The organism is Streptomyces sp. CBMA152 (assembly GCF_014596475.1).
Classification (GTDB): Bacteria; Actinomycetota; Actinomycetes; order Streptomycetales; family Streptomycetaceae; genus Streptomyces.
Genome location: NZ_MECJ01000007.1, coordinates 171,461 through 193,147 on the forward strand (window position 1 = coordinate 171,461; position 21,687 = coordinate 193,147).

21 protein-coding genes are annotated in these 21,687 nt (G+C 72.6%); 12 read left to right on the forward strand and 9 right to left on the reverse strand.

Going from position 1 to position 21,687, the window contains the following annotated elements:
* Nucleotides 1–13: 13 nt before the first annotated feature.
* From BG418_RS07595 to BG418_RS07605, 3 genes are all read right to left on the reverse strand, one after another.
* Nucleotides 14–619, reverse strand: a complete 606-nt coding sequence (locus tag BG418_RS07595; protein ID WP_188272949.1) for a SigE family RNA polymerase sigma factor — start codon at nucleotides 617–619, stop codon at nucleotides 14–16.
* A gap of 238 nt (nucleotides 620–857) precedes the next feature.
* Nucleotides 858–1,760: an A/G-specific adenine glycosylase gene (locus BG418_RS07600; protein WP_188272982.1), complete on the reverse strand. Its 903-nt coding sequence runs from the start codon at nucleotides 1,758–1,760 to the stop codon at nucleotides 858–860.
* Nucleotides 1,761–1,821: 61 nt separating this feature from the next.
* Nucleotides 1,822–2,436, reverse strand: a complete 615-nt coding sequence (locus tag BG418_RS07605; protein ID WP_188272950.1) for a phosphatase PAP2 family protein — start codon at nucleotides 2,434–2,436, stop codon at nucleotides 1,822–1,824.
* A 112-nt stretch (nucleotides 2,437–2,548) separates the two neighbouring features.
* Here BG418_RS07605 and BG418_RS07610 point away from each other — a divergent pair, with 112 nt between their 5' ends.
* Nucleotides 2,549–3,367, forward strand: coding sequence for a hypothetical protein (locus BG418_RS07610; RefSeq protein ID WP_188272951.1), 819 nt, complete (start codon nucleotides 2,549–2,551; stop codon nucleotides 3,365–3,367).
* 321 nt (nucleotides 3,368–3,688) lie between these two features.
* Here the strand turns inward: BG418_RS07610 and disA are convergent, their stop codons facing one another.
* Together disA and radA are read right to left on the reverse strand one after the other, a co-directional pair.
* Entirely contained in the window at nucleotides 3,689–4,813 is a 1,125-nt protein-coding gene (disA, locus tag BG418_RS07615; protein ID WP_188272952.1) for a DNA integrity scanning diadenylate cyclase DisA, read from the reverse strand.
* Nucleotides 4,814–4,849: 36 nt separating this feature from the next.
* Nucleotides 4,850–6,259, reverse strand: a complete 1,410-nt coding sequence (gene radA, locus BG418_RS07620; RefSeq protein WP_188272953.1) for a DNA repair protein RadA — start codon at nucleotides 6,257–6,259, stop codon at nucleotides 4,850–4,852.
* 218 nt (nucleotides 6,260–6,477) lie between these two features.
* Between radA and BG418_RS07625 the strand changes: the two genes are divergently transcribed.
* Nucleotides 6,478–8,148, forward strand: a complete 1,671-nt coding sequence (locus BG418_RS07625; protein ID WP_398997910.1) for a hypothetical protein — start codon at nucleotides 6,478–6,480, stop codon at nucleotides 8,146–8,148.
* 23 nt (nucleotides 8,149–8,171) lie between these two features.
* Here BG418_RS07625 and BG418_RS07630 read toward each other — a convergent pair whose 3' ends face one another.
* The gene (locus BG418_RS07630) at nucleotides 8,172–8,984 is read right to left on the reverse strand and encodes a hypothetical protein (RefSeq protein WP_188272955.1); all 813 of its coding nucleotides are present in this window, start codon (nucleotides 8,982–8,984) and stop codon (nucleotides 8,172–8,174) included.
* Nucleotides 8,985–9,024: 40 nt separating this feature from the next.
* On the opposite strand from BG418_RS07630, the gene BG418_RS07635 reads away from it, so the two are divergent.
* The 4 genes from BG418_RS07635 to ilvD all read left to right on the forward strand — a co-directional run bounded on the left by BG418_RS07635 (nucleotide 9,025) and on the right by ilvD (nucleotide 13,641).
* The gene (locus tag BG418_RS07635) at nucleotides 9,025–9,957 is read left to right on the forward strand and encodes a Ppx/GppA phosphatase family protein (protein ID WP_188272956.1); all 933 of its coding nucleotides are present in this window, start codon (nucleotides 9,025–9,027) and stop codon (nucleotides 9,955–9,957) included.
* Nucleotides 9,958–10,084: 127 nt separating this feature from the next.
* A complete protein-coding gene (locus BG418_RS07640; protein WP_188272957.1) occupies nucleotides 10,085–10,900 on the forward strand; it encodes a sugar phosphate isomerase/epimerase in 816 nt (271 codons plus the stop codon).
* Entirely contained in the window at nucleotides 10,897–11,517 is a 621-nt protein-coding gene (locus tag BG418_RS07645) for a TetR family transcriptional regulator (RefSeq protein WP_188272958.1), read from the forward strand. The genes BG418_RS07640 and BG418_RS07645 overlap by 4 nt, the downstream gene beginning before the upstream one ends.
* Before the next feature lie 273 nt (nucleotides 11,518–11,790).
* A complete protein-coding gene (ilvD, locus tag BG418_RS07650; protein ID WP_188272959.1) occupies nucleotides 11,791–13,641 on the forward strand; it encodes a dihydroxy-acid dehydratase in 1,851 nt (616 codons plus the stop codon).
* Nucleotides 13,642–13,908: 267 nt separating this feature from the next.
* Here ilvD and BG418_RS07655 read toward each other — a convergent pair whose 3' ends face one another.
* Nucleotides 13,909–16,137 (reverse strand): serine/threonine-protein kinase, encoded by a 2,229-nt coding sequence (locus tag BG418_RS07655; RefSeq protein ID WP_188272960.1) that lies wholly within the window; start codon nucleotides 16,135–16,137, stop codon nucleotides 13,909–13,911.
* 148 nt (nucleotides 16,138–16,285) lie between these two features.
* Here BG418_RS07655 and BG418_RS07660 point away from each other — a divergent pair, with 148 nt between their 5' ends.
* The 6 genes from BG418_RS07660 to proC all read left to right on the forward strand — a co-directional run bounded on the left by BG418_RS07660 (nucleotide 16,286) and on the right by proC (nucleotide 20,617).
* Nucleotides 16,286–16,597 (forward strand): hypothetical protein, encoded by a 312-nt coding sequence (locus tag BG418_RS07660; protein ID WP_188272961.1) that lies wholly within the window; start codon nucleotides 16,286–16,288, stop codon nucleotides 16,595–16,597.
* Nucleotides 16,598–16,678: 81 nt separating this feature from the next.
* A complete protein-coding gene (locus BG418_RS07665; RefSeq protein ID WP_188272962.1) occupies nucleotides 16,679–17,167 on the forward strand; it encodes a hypothetical protein in 489 nt (162 codons plus the stop codon).
* Between the two features lie 78 nt (nucleotides 17,168–17,245).
* Nucleotides 17,246–18,016, forward strand: coding sequence for a class I SAM-dependent methyltransferase (locus tag BG418_RS07670; RefSeq protein ID WP_188272963.1), 771 nt, complete (start codon nucleotides 17,246–17,248; stop codon nucleotides 18,014–18,016).
* 59 nt (nucleotides 18,017–18,075) lie between these two features.
* Nucleotides 18,076–18,945 carry an ABC transporter ATP-binding protein gene (locus BG418_RS07675; protein WP_188272964.1) on the forward strand — a complete coding sequence of 290 codons (870 nt, stop codon included), beginning with the start codon at nucleotides 18,076–18,078 and terminating at the stop codon, nucleotides 18,943–18,945.
* The gene (locus tag BG418_RS07680; RefSeq protein WP_188272965.1) at nucleotides 18,942–19,679 is read left to right on the forward strand and encodes an ABC transporter permease; all 738 of its coding nucleotides are present in this window, start codon (nucleotides 18,942–18,944) and stop codon (nucleotides 19,677–19,679) included. The genes BG418_RS07675 and BG418_RS07680 overlap by 4 nt, the downstream gene beginning before the upstream one ends.
* 128 nt (nucleotides 19,680–19,807) lie before the next feature.
* Nucleotides 19,808–20,617, forward strand: coding sequence for a pyrroline-5-carboxylate reductase (gene proC, locus BG418_RS07685; RefSeq protein WP_188272966.1), 810 nt, complete (start codon nucleotides 19,808–19,810; stop codon nucleotides 20,615–20,617).
* A gap of 6 nt (nucleotides 20,618–20,623) precedes the next feature.
* Here proC and BG418_RS07690 read toward each other — a convergent pair whose 3' ends face one another.
* On the reverse strand, nucleotides 20,624–21,088 hold the full coding sequence (locus BG418_RS07690; protein WP_188272967.1) for a hypothetical protein: 465 nt from the start codon (nucleotides 21,086–21,088) through the stop codon (nucleotides 20,624–20,626).
* A gap of 375 nt (nucleotides 21,089–21,463) precedes the next feature.
* A partial coding sequence (locus tag BG418_RS39630; RefSeq protein ID WP_223184489.1) for a hypothetical protein occupies nucleotides 21,464–21,687 on the reverse strand: 224 nt, incomplete at its 5' end.

Sequence of the window (21,687 nt, forward strand, 5' to 3'; positions counted from 1 at the left end):
CCTCTGCCCCTGGCTAGGCCGCGCACCGCTCCCGCCCCTTTTCGTCGCGCTCGTCCCGGACGGCCCGTCGGTCCGCCTGGCGGCCCACCCGGCCCTGTCCCTCCGCGTTGCCGAGAGCGTGGAAGTCCAGCTCGCGGCTCTCCAGCTCCTGCCGGAGCCGGGCCAGCGCCCGGTGCAGCGTGCTCTTGACGGTACCCGCCGACATCCCGAGGGCGGCGGCCGTCTCCTCCGTGCTCATCTGCTCCCAGTGTCGCAGCACGACGACGCTGCGCTGCTTGGGAGCCAGGACCTTGAGGACGTCCATCAGCAGGGCGCGGTCGGCGCGCTGCTCGGAGCCGTCCTCGATGCGCGCGTCGGGCATCGTCTCGGTGGGCACCTCTTCGAGCTTGCGGGCGCGCCACCACTCGGTGCGGGTGTTGATCATGACGCGGCGCAGGTAGGCGTCGGCGAGCGCCTTGTCGGCGATGCCGTCCCAGCGGCCGTACGTACGGGCCAGCGCGGTCTGGAGCAGGTCCTGCGCGTCGACCGGGTCCGGAACGAGCCGACGGGCGCTGCGCAGCAGGGCCTCCTGCCGGGTACGCACGTACTCCTCGAACTCCAGCACCTCACCCTGCGCCATGCTCAACCGCCTCCGTCCCCGTGACTGTCCCGCTCGTCCTGCTGGTCGCTTACCTGACTGAACCTACGGACGGTCTGTCACGGGCCTGTGCGGGAGAGCCGTCGGGCGGCGCACGGAGAGCCATCGGTTGTGTAACAGCGCAGGTTTGGCCCGTGTTTTCAAGGGGTATGGGGCTTTTCCAGCCTGACGCGGGCTGTGACACAGGGGTCGCGGTGTTACGTGAGTGGCGGCGCCGCCGTTACGTCAGCGGCAGCCGGTAGACCCCGCCCGCTAGCGGCTCCACGAGCCCGTCGGCGACCAGCCCGTCAAGGGCGCGCGCCCGCTGCACCGGTTCGTGCCACACCGCGTCCAGCATCGTCTGCGGCACGGGCTCCACGGCCTCCCGCAGCACCGCGAGCAGCTTGCCGCGCACCTGGCGATCCGTACCGGCGTACGTCTGGCCACGGCGCGGCGGGCCGTCGTGGGCGGGCTTGCCGGCCAGCCGCCAGGCGCAGCGCGCGGCGATCGGACACTGCCCGCAGTCCTCGTTACGTGCCGTGCACACCAGGGCGCCCAGCTCCATCGAGGCGGCCGCCCAGCGGGCCGCGCGGGCCTCGTCGTCGGGCAGCAGGACGCGGGCCAGGCGCCGCTCGGCGGCGGTGGTGGCGTTCGGCGGGTACTGGACGCCGGTGACGGCCCGCGCGAAGACCCGGCGGACGTTGGTGTCGAGCACCGCGTGGCGCTGCCCGAAGGCGAAGGAGGCGACGGCGGCCGCCGTGTACTCGCCGACCCCGGGCAGCGCGAGCAGCCGGGCGTGGTCGGGCGGCACCTCGCCGCCGTGCCGTTCCGTTATCGCCACGGCGGCCCCGTGCAGGCGCAGCGCGCGGCGCGGGTAGCCGAGCCGCCCCCAGGCCCGCACGGCCTCGCCCGGGGCGTCGGCGGCCAGGTCGGCCGGGCGCGGCCAGCGGGCCAGCCACTGCTCGTACACCGGCAGCACCCGGCTCACCGGCGTCTGCTGGAGCATGAACTCGCTGACCATCACCCCCCAGGCACCGGCCTCGGGGCGGCGCCAGGGCAGGTCGCGCGCGTGCTGGTCGAACCACCCGATGACGGGGGTGTGAAGGGCGGAGGGGGAGACCGTGTCGGGGTCGGTCGTCGGCATCGTCGTCATGGCACCCCCGATCCTGGCACGGAACGGGGGTGCGGTGGGTGCCCTGGGGGGGCTAGCGACGGGCGTGGAGGGGGGCGCCCGGGCCGGCGAACCAGGCGGCCGCGCCGACCCGGCTCGTACGCATCGACTCGACCAGCGAAGTGACCGGCCGCGCACCGGCCTTGGCCACCAGGAACGCCATGGCGGTACCGAGGATCAGGCCCACCGCCACGTCGTGCGGGTAGTGCACCCCGACGTACACCCGGGAGAACGCCATGAGCAGCGCCATCGGCACGGTCAGCCGCCAGATGCGCGGCCAGGCGAGCGCCAGCGCGACGGCGGCGGCGCCCGCGATGGTGGCGTGGTTCGAGGGGAACGACCAGTCGCCGTGGGCCGGACAGGTGATCAGGGGCGCGGCGGCCCCCTTGACGGCTCGGCACGGCCGTTCCTCGTCGACCAGTGACTTGATCACCTCGGCGCAGATGTACGCGGCGGCCGTCGCCAGCGGGGCGAGCAGGGCCAGTGCCATCGCCGACGAACCGTCCCGGCGGGCCCGCCACCAGCCGACGACGAACAGCACGCCGAACAGGACAAGGCCCACCTCCGTCCAGAGCTCGAAGAGGTGCTGCACCCACGAGGGCGTGTCGTGGGCGAAGTCGGTGACGTTGCGGTAGAGGTCGCTATCCATGGTGACGGACAGTATGGAACATCCACTTCCGGAATGATGATCCGGAAAAGTTGAGAAGGGTGAGCGGCGGGTGGGGCGGGAGTTGCGCCGGAACTCTCGTAGAGTTTCGTTCGTGGGATCTCTGCGCAATCCGGTCGGGCCGCTTCCCTCCTCCATCTACTGGCGACGGAGGGCAGTGGCGCTGTCCCTGCTCGCGCTGGCGGTGATCCTGATCCTGTGGGCCGTCAGTTCCGGTGGCGGGGGCGGCAGTAAGGGCACGAGCAACGACAAGGGCGCCCACCCGGCCCCCTCGATCACACCCGGCCCCAGCGGTTCGGGTCCCGCGATCAGTACGGCGCCGGGGGGACGGGACGAGTCGCCGGGAGGCTCCGGGAGTGGTGGCGGTTCGGGGTCCGGCGGTTCCGGGGGCGGGTCCGCCTCCTCCGGAGGCACGGGATCGGATGGCAACGGCGGTACGGGCGGGGACGGTTCGGGTTCCGGCGGGTCCGGCGGCGGCTCCGTGGGGCACCAGGTGCCGGCCGGGTCCACACTGCCGACCTGTGCGCCGGGTCAGCTGAAGCTGTCGGTGCGCAGCCTCAAGAACGCGTACGCGCCCGGTGAGAAGCCCAAGCTCGAACTCGCCGTCCAGAACACGGCGTCCTCGACCTGCAAGGCGGATCTCGGGCCGGCGAGTGCGGTGCTCGTGGTGACGGACTCCTCCGACGCGAAGGTGTGGGCGTCGGACGACTGCCCGATCGGGTCGGGGAGCGTGCTGTTCCAGGTGCCGGGGTCTTCGACGATCACGCACACCGTGGAGTGGGACCGCACCCGCAGCGCGGCCCACTGCGCGACGCCGCCACCGGGCACGCCGGGTCCGGGCACGTACTTGGCCGAGGTGAAGGTGCCGGGCCTCGCGGTCGCCCGGGCCCCGTTCTCGCTCGCGAAGGATTAAGCCCCCACCCCGCCCCTTCCCGAAACTCTCCGAGGGTGGGGGAGGGGAGAGCGGTTTCTCGGGGGCTGCGCCCCCGGACCCCCTTGCGGGGCCTGCGGCCCCTGCACCCCGCTGAGGGTGGGTGGGTAAGCGGGGCTTCGCCCCTGCGCCCCGCTTCGGCTGCGGACCGTGCTGGGTTGCTCGCGCAGTTCCCCGCGCCCCTAACTACCTAGGGGCGCGGGGAACTGCGCGATCAGCCCCCACCGGCCCGCAGGCGAAGAACCGGCCGCCCGCCAAGGGCTTTCGGGAAGGGGCGGGGTGGGGAACCAACCCCCCGCCCAGCTACACGTACCGCTCCAGGATGGAAGACTCCGCCAACCGCGACAGCCCCTCGCGGACGCTGCGCGCACGCGCCTCGCCGACCCCGTCGACGGTCTGGAGGTCGTCCACAGAGGCGGCCAGCAGCTTCTGAAGGCCGCCGAAATGCTCCACCAGACGCTCGATGATCGCGCCCGGCAGACGCGGAACCTTCGCCAGGAGCCGGTACCCCCGGGGGGACACCGCCGAGTCCAGCGTCTCGGGCGACCCGCTGTACCCCAACGCCCGCGCCACTATGGGGAGTTCAAGCAGCTCAGCATGGGTGAGGTCGTTCAGCTCCGTCAGAGCCTCGGCCACCGTGCGCGACCGCTTCGCCGTGGGCTCGGGCACGTAATCCCGCACCACCAGCTCCCGCTCGGGCTCGACGCCGGCGATCAGCTCGTCGAGCTGAAGGGAGAGCAGTCGCCCGTCGGTGCCCAACTCGACCACGTACTCGGCGATTTCCGTGGCGATGCGCCGCACCATCTCCAGGCGCTGCGCGACCGCCGTGACGTCCCGGACCGTGACCAGGTCCTCGATCTCCAGGGCGGAGAGCGTGCCCGCGACCTCGTCCAGGCGCAGCTTGTAGCGCTCAAGGGTCGCCAACGCCTGGTTCGCGCGCGACAGGATCGCCGCCGACTCCTCCAGGACCCGCCGCTCCCCGTTCACGTACAGCGCGATCAGGCGCATGGACTGGGAGACCGAGACGACCGGGAAGTTGCACTGCTTGGAGACGCGGTCCGCCGTGCGGTGGCGGGTGCCGGTCTCCTCGGTGGGGATGTCCGCGTCCGGGACCAGCTGCACCCCGGCCCGGTGGATCTTGGTGATGTCCTTGTCCAGGACCAGCGCGCCGTCGAGCTTGCACAGCTCGCGCAGCCGCGTCGCCGCGAACTCGACGTCCAGGACGAAGCCGCCCGTACACATCGAGTCGACGGTCTTGTCCAGGCCGAGGACGATCAGGCCGCCCGTGTTGCCCCGGAGGATGCGCTCCAGGCCGTCGCGGAGTGCGGTGCCGGGCGCGACCGCGCTCAGCGCGGCCCGCATCAGCGCTTCATTGCCGGAGCCTGTGCCGGACTTGCCGGATCCCGCTGCCCGGTCGTTGGCTGCCACTGCACTCCTCCGGTCGCAGACGTTCGACGGCAAAGTCTACCGGCGCTCTTCCTCCCCCCGTGGGGCCTCGGCGCGACGTCCGCGTGGGAGCACCCGCAGCGCGTCCCCCATGTCGGCGACTTCCGTGACCTTCATACCGGCCGGGACCTTCCCCGGGTCGGACGGTACGAGGGCGTGCGTGAAGCCCAGGCGGTGGGCCTCGGCGAGGCGGCGCTGCACGCCCGTGACCCGCCTGACCTCGCCCGCGAGCCCCACCTCGCCGATCGCCACCAGGTTCTTGGGCAACGGGGTGTCGCTCGCCGCCGACGCCAGTGCGAGGGCGATCGCCAGGTCGGCGGCGGGCTCGGAGAGCTTCACACCGCCGACGGTGGCGCTGTAGATGTCGCGCTTGCCCAGCGCGCTGATCCGCCCGCGCTGCTCCAGGACCGCCAGCATCATCGAGACCCGGGACGTCTCCAGGCCGGACGTGGTGCGGCGGGGCGAGGGGATCTGGGAGTCGACCGTGAGCGCCTGGACCTCGGCCACCAGCGGTCTGCGGCCCTCCAGGGTCACCGTCAGACACGTGCCCGGCACCGGCTCGTCCCGACGGGTGAGGAACAGGCCGGACGGGTCGGCCAGGCCCGTGATGCCCTCGTCGTGCAGCTCGAAGCAGCCCACCTCGTCCGTCGCCCCGTACCGGTTCTTCACACCGCGTACGAGACGCAGGCGCGCGTGGCGGTCGCCCTCGAAGGACAGGACCACGTCCACGAGGTGTTCGAGCAGGCGCGGGCCCGCGATCGCGCCGTCCTTCGTGACGTGGCCGACCAGGAGCGTCGCCATCCCGCGCTCCTTGGACGCGCGGATCAGCGCGCCCGCGACCTCGCGCACCTGCGCCATGCCGCCGGGCGCGCCGTCGATCTCCGGCGAGGCCACCGTCTGTACGGAGTCCAGGACGAGCAGGGACGGCTTCACCGCGTCCAGATGGCCCAGGACCGCGGAGAGGTCCGTCTCGGCCGCCAGATACAGATGGTCGTTGAGCGCGTTGATCCGGTCCGCGCGCAGCCGGACCTGGCTGGCGGACTCCTCGCCCGTCACATAGAGCGTGGGGTGCTCCTCGCGGGCCGCCTTGGCGGCGACGTCAAGGAGCAGCGTCGACTTGCCCACGCCCGGCTCGCCCGCGAGCAGCACCACCGCGCCCGGGACGAGCCCGCCGCCGAGCACGCGGTCCAGCTCGTCGACGCCCGTCGAGCGCGCGGTGGCCTGCCGGGCGTCCACCTGGCCGATCGGCACGGCGGCCGTGGAGACCCGGCCCGCGGCCGTCGTACGGACAGCGGGCGCGCCGTACTCCTCGACCGTGCCCCACGCCTGGCATTCGGGGCAGCGGCCGAGCCACTTGGCGGTCGTCCAGCCGCACTCGGTGCAGCGGTAGGACGGCCGGTCCTTCGCGGATTTCGTACGGGTAGCCATGACGTCACGGTATCGGCGCCCACTGACAACGCGGCCGGGCCCCGGGCGGTGGCCCGGGCGGGGGCCGGAGAGGAAGGCAATGTTCCGCGCCGGGGAAGGCAATCCTCCGCGATGGAAGGTTGGATTCCTGTCCCCTTTTGAGGGATACATTCACCCGTAGGGAGTAAATGTGCTCAAGCGGCACGGAGGACCCTGGATCCTGCGCCTACCTTCGCCGGGTGAAGAGCAGCGGTCTGGATCACCCCACGCACACCACCGGCGCACACCGGGCGCACCGTCGTGCGCCCCGGACGTTGGCGCAGCGCCCGCCCGCGCGCTACGAGGCGTATCTCGACGGCCTGTTCACGTACTGCCTGTCCGTGCTCTGCGACCACGACGAGGCGGTGCACGTCCTCGGCGATGTGCTCGCGGTCTCCGAGCGGCAGCAGGCGCGCTGCCCCGAGCCGGAGGCCGAGTGCCGGGCCTGGCTGTACGCGCTGGCGCGCTGGTCGTGTCTGCGCAAGCTCGCCGAGCGCAAACGCGCGCGTAAGGGCGCCCACACCGGCCGCGCCGAGCCGTGCGAGCAGAGCACGGCCGTGGGCGTCTCCGCCGAGGAGGCCGAGCGGCGCCGTCGCGAACTGGCGCTGCTCGCCTGGCCCGAGGCCGCCGGCACCACGCCCGAGCAGCGCGAGGCCCTGGAGCTGGCCGTGCGCCATCAGCTCGGTCCGCGCGAGGTCGCCTCGGTGCTCGGCATGAACTACCCGGCCGCCCGCGAACTGCTCGCCGCCGGTGCCTGCGAGGTCGAGCGGACCCGGGCCGCGCTCGCCGTCGTCGAGACCGGCGGCTGCCCCTCGGTGGCCCGGCTCACCGGCGACCACCAGGTGCTGCTCTCGGCCGCCCTGCGCCGTGAGCTCGTACGGCATGTCGACGACTGCCCGCGCTGCCGCCGGGCCGCCGAGCGGGCGGGCGCCGCCGGGCCCTGGCCGGGCTCCTCGGTGACCCCGGCCGCCCTGCCGCTCGCCGAGGCGCCGCGCGCGGCCGCGTACACGGCGATGCTCCATGTGCCCAGGACCCGGGCGGGCGCGCCCCGCTTCGACCGGGCCGGGTTCCCGATGGATCCCAAGGACCGCGCGGCCCGCAGAGACCGTCTCCGCGCGCGTGCCGTGACGACCACGGTGGTGGCGACGGTCGTGGCGGCCCCCGCGTTCGCGCTCTGGGCGGCCTACCGGGGCGCCCCCGCGACCGGCGAGACCCGCGACGGCGCCAAGATCACCGCGAGCGAGGCCGACAGCCCCGGCGGCCTCGCGGAGACCCCGTACGAGCGCTACCAGAACGCGGGCAACGCGCGCGCCGAGCCCGACCCGCGCGTCAGCACGGGCAGCCACGCGCCCGCCGATGTCTCCGTCGAGGTGATCAGCACCGGCTCCACCCCGGCGGGCCCCGGCGAGCTCTCGGTCTCGGCCCGCTCGGCGGGCGGTACGACGGTGCTGACGATCACCGCGACCGGTGGCTCGCCGGTGAAGTGGTCGCTGTGGACGGACGCGCCCTGGCTCACCTTCAGCCGTACGGCCGGGGTGCTGGCGCCGGGCGGAAACGTATCGGTGTACGTCGCCGTGAACCACGCGCGCGAGCCGCGCGGCTACTGGTCGGCCCGGCTGGGCGTGACGCCGTCGGGCGCGGTCGTGCGGATCACCGGGGAGGGCGCCTGGCCCACCCCGCCGTCCTCGCCGTCGTCCTCGGCCCCCGGGACGCCGTCGTCGCCGACCCGGCAGCCGCCGACGTCCCCGTCGCCGACCCCGACGTCCCACTCGCCCACGCCGAGCCCGCCGTCCCCGACCCCCTCGGCCCCGTCGTCACCGGCCTCGCCGAGCCTGTCGGACACGGCGTCGGCACCGCAGCCGTCGTCATGAGCGGGCCCTTCAAGAGCCCTCCGTCAGCGCGCCGGGTCCGCCGGGTGCGGGGCCACCAGCGGCAGCGAGGACGCCAGGCGCGCCTCGCAGAGCCCCACCAGCACCTCGTACGCCTTCTTGCCCATCAGCTCGGTCAGCTCCGGCCGGTAGGTGACATAGACGGGCTCGCCCGCGCCGTGCGCCGAGGTCGCCGAGGTGCACCACCAGTGCAGGTCGTGGCCGCCCGGGCCCCAGCCGCGCCGGTCGTACTCGCCGATCGAGATCTGCAGCACGCGCGTGTCGTCCGGCCGGTCGATCCAGTCGTACGTACGGCGCACCGGCAGCTGCCAGCAGACGTCCGGCTTGGTCTCCAGCGGCTCCTTGCCCTCGCGCAGCGCCAGGATGTGCAGCGAGCAGCCCGCGCCGCCCTCGAAGCCGGGCCGGTTCTGGAAGATGCAGGAACCTTCCCACCTGCGGGTCTGGCGATCGCCGTCCTCGTCGACCTGCGTCCAGCCGCTCTCGGTGCCGATGTCGTGGAACTGCCACAGATCGGGCGTGAGCCGGGCCACGTTCTTCGCCACCCGCTTCTCGTCGTCCTCGTCCGAGAAGTGCGCGCCGAGCGTGCAGCAGCCGTCGTCGGCGCGGCCCGCCTGGATGCCCTGGCAGCCGCTGCCGAAGATGCAGGTCCACCGGGAGGTCAGCCAGGTCAGGTCGCAGCGGAAGATCTGCTCGTCGTCGGCGGGGTCCGGGAACTCGACCCACGCGCGCGGGAAGTCGACCCCCTGCTCGTCCGCTCGCTGCTTGGGGGTCTTGGGAGCCTTGGCTTTGCCCGGCTTCGCCTTTTTCGTCTTTGGCACGGGACAAGCGTATGTCCGCGACGGCAGTAGCGTTCAGCCCATGAGACTCGGAGTCCTCGATGTGGGGTCGAATACGGTTCACCTGCTGGTGGTGGACGCGCACGCCGGTGGCGCGCCGCTGCCCGCGTACTCGCACAAGGCCGAGCTGAGGCTCGCCGAACTCCTCGACGAGGACGGTGCGATCGGACCGGAGGGCGTCGACCGGCTGGTGGCCACGATCAGTGGCGCGCTGCTCGCGGCCGAGGACAAGGGTGTCGAGGAGCTGCTGCCGTTCGCCACCTCGGCGGTGCGCGAGGCCAGCAACGCGGACCAGGTGCTGGCCCGGGTCAAGGAGGAGACCGGCGTCGACCTCGGGGTCCTGTCGGGCGAGGAGGAGGCCCGCCTCACGTTTCTGGCGGCCCGCCGCTGGTACGGCTGGTCGGCCGGGAAACTGCTGCTCCTGGACATCGGCGGCGGCTCTCTTGAGGTCGCGTACGGCATCGACGAGGAGCCCGACGCGGCCGTCTCGCTGCCGCTGGGCGCAGGCCGTCTGACCGCCGCCTGGCTGCCGGGCGACCCGCCGGACGCCTCCGACGTACGGGCGCTGCGCCGCCACGTACGCGCGCAGATCGCCCGTACCGTCGGCGAGTTCATCCGCTCCGGCACGCCCGACCACGTGGTCGCCACCTCCAAGACGTTCAAGCAGCTCGCCCGGATCGCGGGCGCCGCCCGCTCGACCGAGGGCGTGTACGTCCAGCGCACCCTGAGCCGCAAGGCGCTTGAGGAGTGGGTGCCCAAGCTCGCCGGGATGACCGCCGAGCAGCGCGCCACGCTGCCGGGCGTCTCCGAGGGCCGCTCGCGCCAGCTGCTCGCGGGCGCGCTCGTGGCCGAGGGCGCGATGGACCTGTTCGGGGTGGAGGAGCTGGAGATCTGCCCGTGGGCGCTGCGCGAGGGCGTCATCCTGCGGCATCTGGACCAGCTGCCGGTGGGGTGAGGCGGGCCGGGCGCGGGGCGTGACACAGGGCCGTGACAAGGGCTCCCGCAGGGCCCCGCGCGGCAGGTTCCGGCCAAGGCGGCGGTCCCCTCGCGGCCCCTCTTGTGGGTGCCCGTACGCTGTCTCCGTGGCAGAACCAGTAGTGCGCATCCCGGATGCGAAGGTCGCCCTGTCGACGGCTTCGGTCTATCCGGAGTCGACGGCGACGGCCTTCGAGATCGCCGCGCGCCTGGGGTACGACGGTGTCGAGGTCATGGTCTGGACCGACCCCGTCAGCCAGGACATCGACGCGCTGCGTCGGCTGTCGGACTACCACCAGGTGCCGATCCTGGCCGTTCACGCCCCCTGTCTGCTGATCACCCAGCGGGTCTGGTCGACCGACCCGTGGGTGAAGCTCCAGCGCGCGAGAGCCGCGGCCGAGAAGCTGGGCGCGTCCACCGTGGTGGTGCATCCGCCGTTCCGCTGGCAGCGCCAGTACGCGCGCGACTTCGTCACCGGCATCTGGCGGATGGCCGACGAGACGGACGTGCGATTCGCCGTCGAGAACATGTACCCGTGGCGCTACCGCGACCGCGAGATGCTGGCGTACGCCCCCGACTGGGACGTCACCAAGGACGACTACCGGCACTTCACGGTCGACCTCTCGCACGCCGCGACCGCCCGTACCGACGCCATGGCGCTCGTCGACCGGATGGGCGACCGGCTCGCCCATGTCCACCTCGCCGACGGCAAGGGTTCGGCCAAGGACGAGCACCTGGTCCCGGGCCGGGGCAACCAGCCGTGCGCCGAGCTCCTGGAGGGCCTGGCCCGTACCGGCTTCGACGGTCACGTCGTCATCGAGGTCAACACCCGCCGGGCCATGTCGGCCGCCGAACGCGAGGCCGACCTCGCCGAGGCGCTGGCCTTCACCCGGCTGCACCTCGCCTCCAAGGTGCGCCGGTGACCTCCGAGGCCCCCGCCCCGCGCCGCCGGGGCCGCCCCCCGCGCGCGCAGGCCGAGGCAGGGCCGGGCGCGCGCGAGCGGATCCTGGAGGCGGCCCGCGCGGAGTTCGCGCAGCGCGGTTACGACAAGACGTCCGTACGCGGCATCGCCAAGGCGGCCGATGTCGACGCGGCGCTCGTCCACCACTACTTCGGCACCAAGGACGAGGTGTTCGAGGCGGCGGTCGAGATGACCCTGGAGCCGGTCCAGCTGGTGCCGCTGATCCTCGGCGCCGAGGACGACATCGACGGCGTCGGCGAACGCCTGGCCCGCTACTTCATCGGCGTCTGGGAGAACCCCGCCACGCGCGCGCAGCTACTGGCCGTCTTCCGCTCGGCCCTCACCCACGAGGCCGCGGCGAAGGTGCTGCGCGCGTTCGTGCTGCGGCGGGTCCTGGAGCGGGTGGCGGCGGACCTGAAGGTCCCCGACGCCCGCCTGCGCGCGGAACTCGCCGCGTCGCAGATGGTCGGCATCGCGGTCCTGCGCTACGTGATCAAGGTCGAGCCCCTGGCGTCGGCGGACCCGGAGGAGATCGTACGGATGGTGGCGCCTACGTTGCAGCGATACCTCACTGCGTAGCTGCGGGCATGCGTGCCGCTAGGGGCGGCACGGGTGGGCGCAGCGGCACCCCGTCCCCGCCGGGCTGCGCACCCCCTGCTTGGACCCCCACCCCGCCCCTTCCCGAAAGCCTCCGGCGGGTGTTGTTCGTCTGCGGACCGTGCTGGCTTGCTCGCGCAGTTCCCCGCGCCCCTGGCAGGGGCGCGGCGTCCCGCGATCCGGACGGGGTGTCCAGATCTTGGAGGCGGGGCGTAGGCTCGAAGTGGTCCTACCCCAATGAGGAGACGAGCGACAATGCCCGAGCTGAGGTCCCGCACCGTCACCCACGGCCGCAACATGGCCGGCGCCCGCGCCCTGATGCGTGCCTCGGGCGTAGCAGGCGCGGACATCGGCAAGCCGATCATCGCGGTGGCGAACAGCTTCACCGAGTTCGTCCCCGGGCACACCCACCTCGCCCCCGTCGGCCGCATCGTCTCCGACGCGATCCTGGCGGCCGGAGCCGTGCCCCGCGAGTTCAACACCATCGCGGTCGACGACGGCATCGCGATGGGCCACGGCGGCATGCTCTACAGCCTCCCCTCCCGCGACCTGATCGCGGACAGCGTGGAGTACATGGTCGAGGCGCACTGCGCGGACGCGCTGATCTGCATCTCCAACTGCGACAAGATCACCCCGGGCATGCTGATGGCCGCGATGCGCCTCAACATCCCGGCCGTCTTCGTCTCCGGCGGCCCGATGGAGGCCGGCCAGGCCACCCTCGTCGACGGCACCGTCCGCAAGCTCGACCTGATCAACGCGATCAGCGACGCGGTCAACGAGAACGTCTCGGACGAGGACATCCTCCGTATCGAGGAGAACGCCTGCCCCACCTGCGGCAGCTGTTCCGGCATGTTCACCGCCAACTCGATGAACTGCCTCACCGAGGCCATCGGCCTGAGCCTGCCCGGCAACGGCTCGGTCCTGGCCACCCACACCGCCCGCCGCGCCCTGTACGAGAACGCGGCCCGCACGGTCGTCGACATCACCAAGCGGTACTACGAGGACGACGACGCGTCCGTGCTGCCGCGCTCCATCGCCACGCGCGCGGCGTTCGAGAACGCGATGGCGCTCGACATCGCCATGGGCGGCTCCACCAACACGATCCTGCACCTGCTGGCCGCCGCGCAGGAGGCCGAGCTGGAGTACGACCTCAAGGACATCGACGCGGTCTCGCGCCGGGTCCCGTGCCTGGCCAAGGTCGCGCCCAACGTGGCGCCCTCGACCACGTACTACATGGAGGACGTGCACCGCGCGGGCGGCATCCCCGCCATCCTCGGCGAGCTCTACCGCGCGGGCCTGCTCAACGAGGACGTCCACACCGTCCACTCCCGCTCCATCAAGGAGTGGCTGGACGCGTGGGACGTGCGCGGCGGGTCGGCCACGCCCGAGTCCGTCGACCTGTGGCACGCGGCCCCCGGCTGCGAGCGCTCGGCGACCGCGTTCTCCCAGTCCAAGCGCTGGGACACGCTCGACACGGACGCGGCGAACGGCTGCATCCGCGACGCGGCCCACGCGTACTCGAAGGACGGCGGGCTCGCGGTCCTTCGCGGCAACCTCGCCGAGGACGGGTGTGTCGTGAAGACGGCCGGCGTCGACGAGTCGATCTGGACCTTCGAGGGTCCGGCGGTCGTCTGCGAGTCGCAGGACGAGGCGGTCGACAAGATCCTCCGCAAGGAGGTCAAGGAGGGCGACGTGGTCGTCATCCGTTACGAGGGCCCCAAGGGCGGGCCCGGCATGCAGGAGATGCTGTACCCGACGTCGTTCCTGAAGGGCCGGGGCCTCGGCAAGTCCTGCGCGCTGGTGACGGACGGGCGCTTCTCCGGCGGTACGTCGGGTCTGTCGATCGGCCATGCCTCGCCCGAGGCGGCGTCGGGCGGCACGATCGCGCTCGTCGAGGACGGCGACCGCATCCGCATCGACATCCCGAGCCGCTCGATCGAACTCCTCGTCCCGGAGGCCGAGTTGACGGCCCGTCGGGAGGCGCTTGGCGGGGTGTACGCCCCGAAGTCCCGCGAGCGGAAGGTGTCGGCGGCGTTGCGGGCGTACGCGGCGATGGCGACCAGCGCGGACAGGGGCGCGGTCCGGGACGTGTCCAAACTGGGCTGAGCCCCCACTGGCCCCGCCCCGGCCCACGCCGGGTTGATTCCCCACCCCGCCCCTTCCCGAGACTCTCCGAGGGATCTCGGGCGGGTGCGGACCGTGCTGGGTTGCTCGCGCAGTTCCCCGCGCCCCTTAATGCGCCCGAAGGGCGCTCCTAGGGGCGCGGGGAACTGCGCGACAAGCCCCCACCGGCGGTCAGCCGACGAACCCGGCCGCCCGCCCAGGGCTTTCGGGAAGGGGCGGGGTGGGGAAGTTCCCAGCGGGTCCCGACCCTCACCCCCGCGACAGCGCCGCCGCCTCCACCCCGAACACCGAGCCGTCCGGCGCGCTTGCGTACACCACGGACCCGCCAAGGACCGGCGACGGCAGGCTGGGCGTGAACGTGTTCGGCCCGCCCGGCATGCGCGGATCCGTCTGCCCCACCAGCACACCCCGAGCCGCGTCCACCGCCAGCAACCGCCCGTCCGCGCCGGTGACGTACACCCGGCCCCCACCCGCGACGGGTCGCGACGCACGGGCCGCACCCGTCTCAAGGCGCCACCGCTGCACCCCTGAACGCGCATCCACCGCGAGCAGAGAACCACCCGCCCCGAACACGTACACCGTGTCCCCGTCGACACCCGCCTGCGCCTGGTCCAAAGGCGCGGCGAGCGCGGTGCGGCGGACGGCACGCGTGGCGGTGTCCAGGCGTACGACCGCCGTCGTATAGCTGTCCGCGTCCGCCGCCAGCAGCGACAGAGCGGACCCCGACGCCCCCACCGGCCCCAACGCCCCCGACAGCCGCTTGGTCCACAACACCTTGCCGGTGGTCGGCGAAACCGCCGTGACCAGCGACGACGCCGCGTCCTCGGACACCGCGACGGCGTACAGCGCGGCCCCGCCCGGAGCCGAGACCCACTGCGCGGTCGCGGCGGCGGGACGCCCGCGCCAGCGGTCCTTGCCGGTGGCGCTGTCCAGGCACCGCACCTCGCCGGAGCCGGTGCCGGAGCCCGTGCCGGTGAACAGGACGGATGTGTCATCGATACGTACGGACGCGTGCGCGGGCACCGGACGGCTCCAGCGCACCGCACCCGTCGCCGGGTCGAGCGCGTCCAGGCGCCCCGCGCCCGGCGGGACGACCAGGACCAGGCCGCCGGAGAACCGCGGCTCCCCGTCGTCGGACACCCGCCCCCCGACGCCCCGCGCCTTCACCGACCACATGACCCGCCCGTCGGACGGATCGAGCCGGGCCGCCGTCACCCCGGGCGCGGCGCAGTAGAGGGCGGTCCCGGCGAGCGAGCAGGCCGGGGTGCGGTTCCCGCCCGCGCCACCCGGCAGCCGCACCGCCCACGGCTTGAACGCCGGTGCGCGATGGGCCTCGTCGCCCACGGTGGGCGACGATGACCCGGAGTCCCCCGAAGACCAGGCCCGTACGCCCAGTACACTGCCCGTGACCACCGCCACCAGCGCGACCGCGGCACCCGCCCACCGGGCCCCGCGGCGCAACGGCCGCGGCGCCGACGGGACCTGCGCGGCCCGCTGGTGGGTGGGGACGTCGGAGGAGGACCCGTCACCGGAGTCGTCGGCAGCGGGCCAGGGCCGCCCCAGAGGCTTCTCCGGCGGCACCTTCTCCACCGGATTCCGGAACCGCTGCGTCGGGATGAACGCCTCCGTCCCGTACGCCGCCGACCGCAGCTCCGCCATCAGCTCGTCCGGAGTCGGCCGGTCCGCGGGCTTCTTGGCGAGACAGCTCTGCAGCAGCGGTACGAGATCGGCGGGCACCCCGGTCAAGTCCGGCTCGTTGTGGACGACTTGGTACGCCACGATGTAGTGGCTCTCCGAGTCGAACGGCCCGTTCCCGGTCGCCGCGTGCACCAGGACCGCGCCCATCGCGAACACATCGGCGGCGGGCCCGACCTCGCGCGGCGTCTGGAACTGCTCCGGCGCCATGAACGGCGGCGTGCCGATCAGCTTCCCCGTCTCGGTCCGTAGATCACTGTCGTACGGACGGGAGATGCCGAAGTCGATGACCTTCGGCCCGTCGGCGGCGAGCAGCACATTGCTCGGCTTGAGATCGCGGTGCACGACCCCGGCCCGATGGATGTCCCGCAGGGCCTCGGCGAGCCCGGCCCCGAGCCGCCGCACCTGCGACGGATCGAGCGGCCCGTTCCGCTTGACCTCCTCGGCGAGGGTCGGCCCCGGAATGTAGAGCGTCGCCATCCAAGGCCGCTCGGCCGTCGGATCGGCGTCGACGACGGACGCGGTGAACGCCCCGCTCACCCGCCGCGCGGCCGACACCTCCTGCCGGAACCGCGCCCTGAACTCCGGGTCCTTGGCATGCTCGGCGTGCACGACCTTGACGGCGAGGCGCAGCCCTGAGGCGGACGCGGCGAGACGCACCACACCCATGCCGCCGGAGCCGAGCGTCGACTCCAGCAGATACTGCCCGGCGTACTCCGGATGCCCGGAGCGCCCCGGATGTTCCGCTTCCGGCCCCGGCCCCGTGCTGCGCAGCGGCGGCATCGCCCACCCCCGTGTGTTCGTCCCCGAGCGCGACGCTCGGAGCCTAGTCGATGATGCGTACGAGTCCCGAAGGGCTTGCTAGCCTGCGGGTCGCGTGCGGGGTGCGTACGCACAGTGACGCCTGTGGGCGCCGATGGGGGAGATGCAGATGACTGGTGACGAGCTCGCGGGTGTGGACACCGAGGTCGCGGGCGTGGCGGCGGACGCGGCCACGCGGCGGTACCCGGTGGCGCCCGACACGCACCTGAACGTCCGCAGCGGCCCGGGCACGGGATACCCCGTGGTCAGGGTCCTGCCCGCCGGGGTGAGCGTCCCGATCAACTGCCAGTGCTCCGGGACGACGGTCTCCGGCCCGTACGGCACGACGGACATCTGGGACAACATCGCCAACGGCCAGTACGTGTCGGACGCGTATGTGAGGACGGGCAGCGACGGGTACGTGGCGGTGAGCTGCTCGTAGCGGTCCGCAGATCGAGGGGCCGCGCGGCGCTGCTCGTGGCCGTCCGGGTCCCGGGTGAGCCGTCGGGGGATAATCGACCCCATGAGCGAGCAGACCGGCGCCGGGGGCGGCCCCGAGCCCGAGCCCATCCGTTTCTTCGGCACGACCTGGGTCGGCCACGACAACGGCTACGGGCTGCGCCGCGCCGGCGTGGCCGTCGGCTCGCTGGCCACGGCGGTCGCCGCGTGCTTCGTGCTGCGCTTCGCGTACCAGGGCCTCCAGATCGCGGACACCGGCAGCTTTGTGAACATCCTGGTCGTGGTGATGTTCGCGCTGTGCAGCGCGATGGCGTTCCGTAAGACGTACGAGGGGTTCAGCACCCGCTCGGCCGACCTCGACGCCGAGCGCAACCTCCAGGGCCTGAAGGCGATCGGCTTCGTCGGCTCGCTGCTCGCGTACTTCTTCCGCTCCCTGAGCGAGGCCCCGGGCGAGGGCCTGCGCCGCAAGGAGTACGAGGCGGCCGTGGCGGCGTACGAGCGGCGCCGGGCGGGGAACCCGGCGGGCCGGAAGAAGAAGCCGAAGCGCAAGTAGCGACCGGGTGGCCAGGGGGGCTCGCCCCCGCTCCCGTGATCCCTTCGGCCCGGTCGGCCCCCGAGCCACACTGGCCTCATGGCCTCTGAACCTCAACCCACCGTCCGGGCACGGTCGTTCGACAGTGCCGCCGCCCAGTACGCCGCCAACCGCCCCTCCTACCCGCCCGCCCTCCTGGACGCGATCGAGGAGAGCGCGACGCGAGCCCTCAAGGGGGCCCGGGTCGCGGACATCGGCGCGGGCACCGGTATCGCCACCGCCCTCCTGTACGAACGCGGCGCGCGCGTGGTCGCGGTCGAGCCGGGCGCGGCGATGGCGGCCGAGCTCCGCCGCACCCTCCCCGACGTCCCCCTGGTGCGCGGCGACGGCAACCATCTCCCGCTGGCCACCGCCTCCGCCGACTTCCTCACGTACGCCCAGGCCTGGCACTGGACCGACACGGCGAAGTCCGTCCCGGAGGCCCGCCGGGTGCTGCGCCCCGGCGGCACGCTCGCCGTGTGGTGGAACACCACCGACCACACCGTGGGGTGGCTCGCCGACCAGGACGCGCGCGTACGCGCGTACCTCGGCGCACCCGACGCGGGCAGCTCGCAGGTCGCCCGGGGCGACGGCAGGATCCAGCCCGACCCGCCGGTCTTCGCCTTCACGCAGCGCCGCATCCCGTGGACGCGCCGCGTCCCGCTCGCGACCCATCTGGCGAACCTCGGTACCCACTCCGCGTTCCTGGTGCTCGGCGCGGAACGCGCGCAGGAGTTCCTGACCGAGGAGCACCGCGTGCTCTCCGCGCTCTTCCCGGACGGAATGGTCGAGGAGAGCTACGTGGTCGACCTCTGGACCGCCACCCGCTGAGCCGCCCCGCATGTCCGGTTTCCTTGACGCCCGCCCGCACCGGGCGCATTATTCAACACATGATGAATTATGAGCCCGAAGGTGCCCGCGCCGCAGCGGCACCGGCGGGCGGGCCCGGGGAAACGTCCCTCGGGCCGCCCGCCGAGCCACCCCCTGGACCTGCCGCCGTCACCGCCCACGCCCTCACCGTCGTACGCGGTGGTCGGTCCGTCCTGCGCGATCTGCACTTCGCCGTCCCACGCGGCCGTATCACCGGCCTGCTCGGCCCCTCCGGCTGCGGCAAGTCGACCCTGATGCGGGCCGTCGTCGGCACCCAGGCCAAGGTCACGGGCACCCTCACGGTCCTCGGCCGCCCCGCCGGCGCCCCCGCCCTGCGCCCGCTCGTCGGCTACGTCACGCAAGCACCCTCCGTATACGATGACTTGACGGTACGTCAGAATCTGGACTACTTCGCGGCCGTCCTCCAGCCCGGCCGCGCCCACCGGGCCGACCGCGCGGCGGCCGTGGAACGCGCCATCACGGACGTCGCCCTCACCTCGCACGCCGACGTCCTCGCGGGCCGCCTCTCCGGCGGCCAGCGCAGCCGCGTCTCGCTGGCGGTCGCCCTGCTCGGCACCCCGGAGCTCCTCGTCCTGGACGAACCGACCGTCGGCCTCGACCCGGTCCTGCGCCGCGACCTGTGGAACCTGTTCCACGCCATCGCCGCCGAGCGCGGCACCACGCTCCTGGTCTCCTCCCACGTCATGGACGAGGCGGAGCGCTGCCACAACCTCCTCCTCATGCGCGAGGGCCGCATCCTGGCCGAGGACACCCCGGCGGCCCTGCGCGCCCGCACGGGCACGGCCACGGTCGAGGACGCGTTCCTGACCCTGGTGGACGAGGCGGACCTGGGCGACAGCCCGAAAATCCCTCGGAAGGCAGCCCGATGAACACCTCCCGCACCCTCGCGACGGCCGCCCGCGTGCTGCGTCAGCTGCGCCACGACCCGCGCACCATCGCGCTGATGCTCCTGGTCCCGGTCCTGATGATCACGCTGCTGCGGTACGTGTTCGACGCCTCGCCCCGCACCTTCGACAGCACTGGCGCGTCGCTGCTCGGCATCTTCCCGCTGATCACGATGTTCCTGGTCACCTCGATCGCCACCCTGCGCGAACGCACCTCCGGCACCCTCGAACGCCTGCTGGCGATGCCGCTCGGCAAGGGCGACCTGATCGCGGGCTACGCCCTCGCGTTCGGCCTCCTCGCCGTCGTCCAGTCCGCCCTGGCCACCAGCCTCTCGGTCTGGTTCCTGGGCCTGGACGTCCTGGGCTCCCCGTGGCTGCTTCTGCTCGTCGCCCTGCTCGACGCGCTCCTGGGCACGGCGCTCGGCCTCTTCGTCTCGGCGTTCGCGGCGTCCGAGTTCCAGGCGGTCCAGTTCATGCCCGCGGTGATCTTCCCCCAGCTACTCCTCTGCGGCCTGCTGACGGCCCGCGACACGATGCAGCCCGCCCTGCGCGCCGTCTCCAACGTCCTCCCCATGTCATACGCGGTAGACGCAATGACCCAGGTCCAAAGCCACCCGAACCCAACGACGGCCTTCGTCCAGGACGTACTGATCGTCGGCGGCTGCGCACTGCTGGTCCTGGTACTGGGCGCGGCAACGCTGAGGCGCCGCACCACTTAGGGGCGCGGGGAACTGCGCGACAAGCCCCCACCGGCCCGCAGCCGACGGACACCGCTTCCCCCGCTCCCCGCGGAGCGCAAGTGCGAGGATGACGAGGAGAGACCACGCACCCCGGAGGGCAACCGAAAATGACCCACACCGTCGCAGTCCTCGGCACCGGCAAGATCGGCGAAGCCCTCCTCAGCGGAATGATCCGCGCCGGCTGGAACCCGGCCAGCCTCCTGGTCACGGCCCGCCGCCCCGAGCGCGCCGAAGAGCTCCACACCCGTTACGGCGTCGAGTCCGTCAGCAACGCAGACGCCGCCAAGCGCGCCGACACCCTCATCCTCGCCGTGAAGCCCCAGGACATGGGCCGCCTCCTCGACGAGCTCACCCCGTACGTCACCGCCGACCGCCTGGTCATCAGCGCCGCCGCCGGCATCCCGACCGCGTTCATCGAAGAGCGCCTGGCGCCGAACACCCCGGTCGTCCGCGTCATGCCGAACACGCCCGTCCTCGTCGACGAGGGCATGTCCGTCATCAGCGCCGGCAGCCACGCGACCCCGACCCACCTCGCCCACACCGAGGAGATCTTCGGCGGCGTCGGCAAGACCCTGCGCGTCCCCGAGTCCCAGCAGGACGCGGCCACCGCGCTCTCCGGCTCGGGCCCCGCGTACTTCTACTACCTGGTCGAGGCGATGACCGACGCGGGAATCCTGCTCGGCCTGCCCCGCGCCCAGGCCCACGACCTGATCGTGCAGGCCGCCATCGGCGCCGCCGTGATGCTCCGCGACAGCGGCGAACACCCGGTCAAGCTCCGCGAGGCCGTCACCTCACCCGCGGGCACCACGATCAGCGCGATCCGCGAACTGGAGAACCACGGCGTACGCGCGGCCCTCATCGCCGCCCTGGAAGCCGCCCGCGACCGCAGCCGCGAACTGGCCTCCGGCAACGGCTGACGTCCCCTACTCCTCCCGTCGCCGCCACCGAACGGCGGCGACGGTCGCACCCCCGCCCACCAGAAGCACGGAAGCCCCGAGCACCACGGCCGTGGTGCTGACGGGCTCGTCGCCGGAGTCGGACGACTCATACGGGTACTCATACGCGTACGAGGTGGACGCGCCCCGCACCCCGGCACCCTGGGCGACGGGTGCCCGTACGGAGTGCAGCTGCTCCGACAACCGACACGAGTCACGAAGAAGCCTTTCCAGCCGATCCGCCTCGGCCCGAGACGCCTCGTCCCCGCACTCCCGCAGCCGCTCGATCTCGTGCCGTGTCTCCTGATTGACGGTGTCGACCATGTGGGCGCGGATGCGGGCGACGCGCTCGTCCCCGTCGGCGGCGTACGAGGTCACCGCCCCGACGACGCAGGCGCCGCTCAGGGCCGCGGTGCACACGGCGACTCCGGCAACCCGGACAAGACTCCTCATGCGCCCCAAACTAGGCGCGCCCCCACCCGCCCCGGATCGGTCGTCCAGCCCCGCTCCCCTCGGCCGAAAGAACCAGCCGACAGGCCCCCTGACCGGGGTTGACACGCCCTCGGCCCGTACGTAGTGTTCTCCGAGTTGTCCGACGTGAGCGCCGACTCCGGTCGGTCCCCGGACAGCCATTCCGCACCAACCACTTGATCCGTACGGCGATCACCGCCGTCTCGTTTTTCGTGCGCTTTTGCGAAATGAGGATTCCGCGTTCGAGAGGACGCAGCCCCGATTGGCATCGGGGGCCAGGATTCCGCTAAAGTCTCACTCGTCGGAACGGCCCAACAGCCGGGAAGACAAGCCGACTTGGCTCCGGGAGACCGGAAATCAGGCCCGAAAGGATCTGATAGAGTCGGAACCGCCGGAAAGGGAAAACGCGAGAGCGAAGAACCTGAAAAGCGCCGAGGAAATCGGAACGGAAACGGTCTGATAGAGTCGGAAACGAAGGAAGCGCCCGGAGGGCCCGGAAACGGGAACAAAGGAAGCGTCCGTACCTTGAGAACTCAACAGCGTGCCAAAAGTCAACGCCAGATTGACAACCCCGGCCTGCC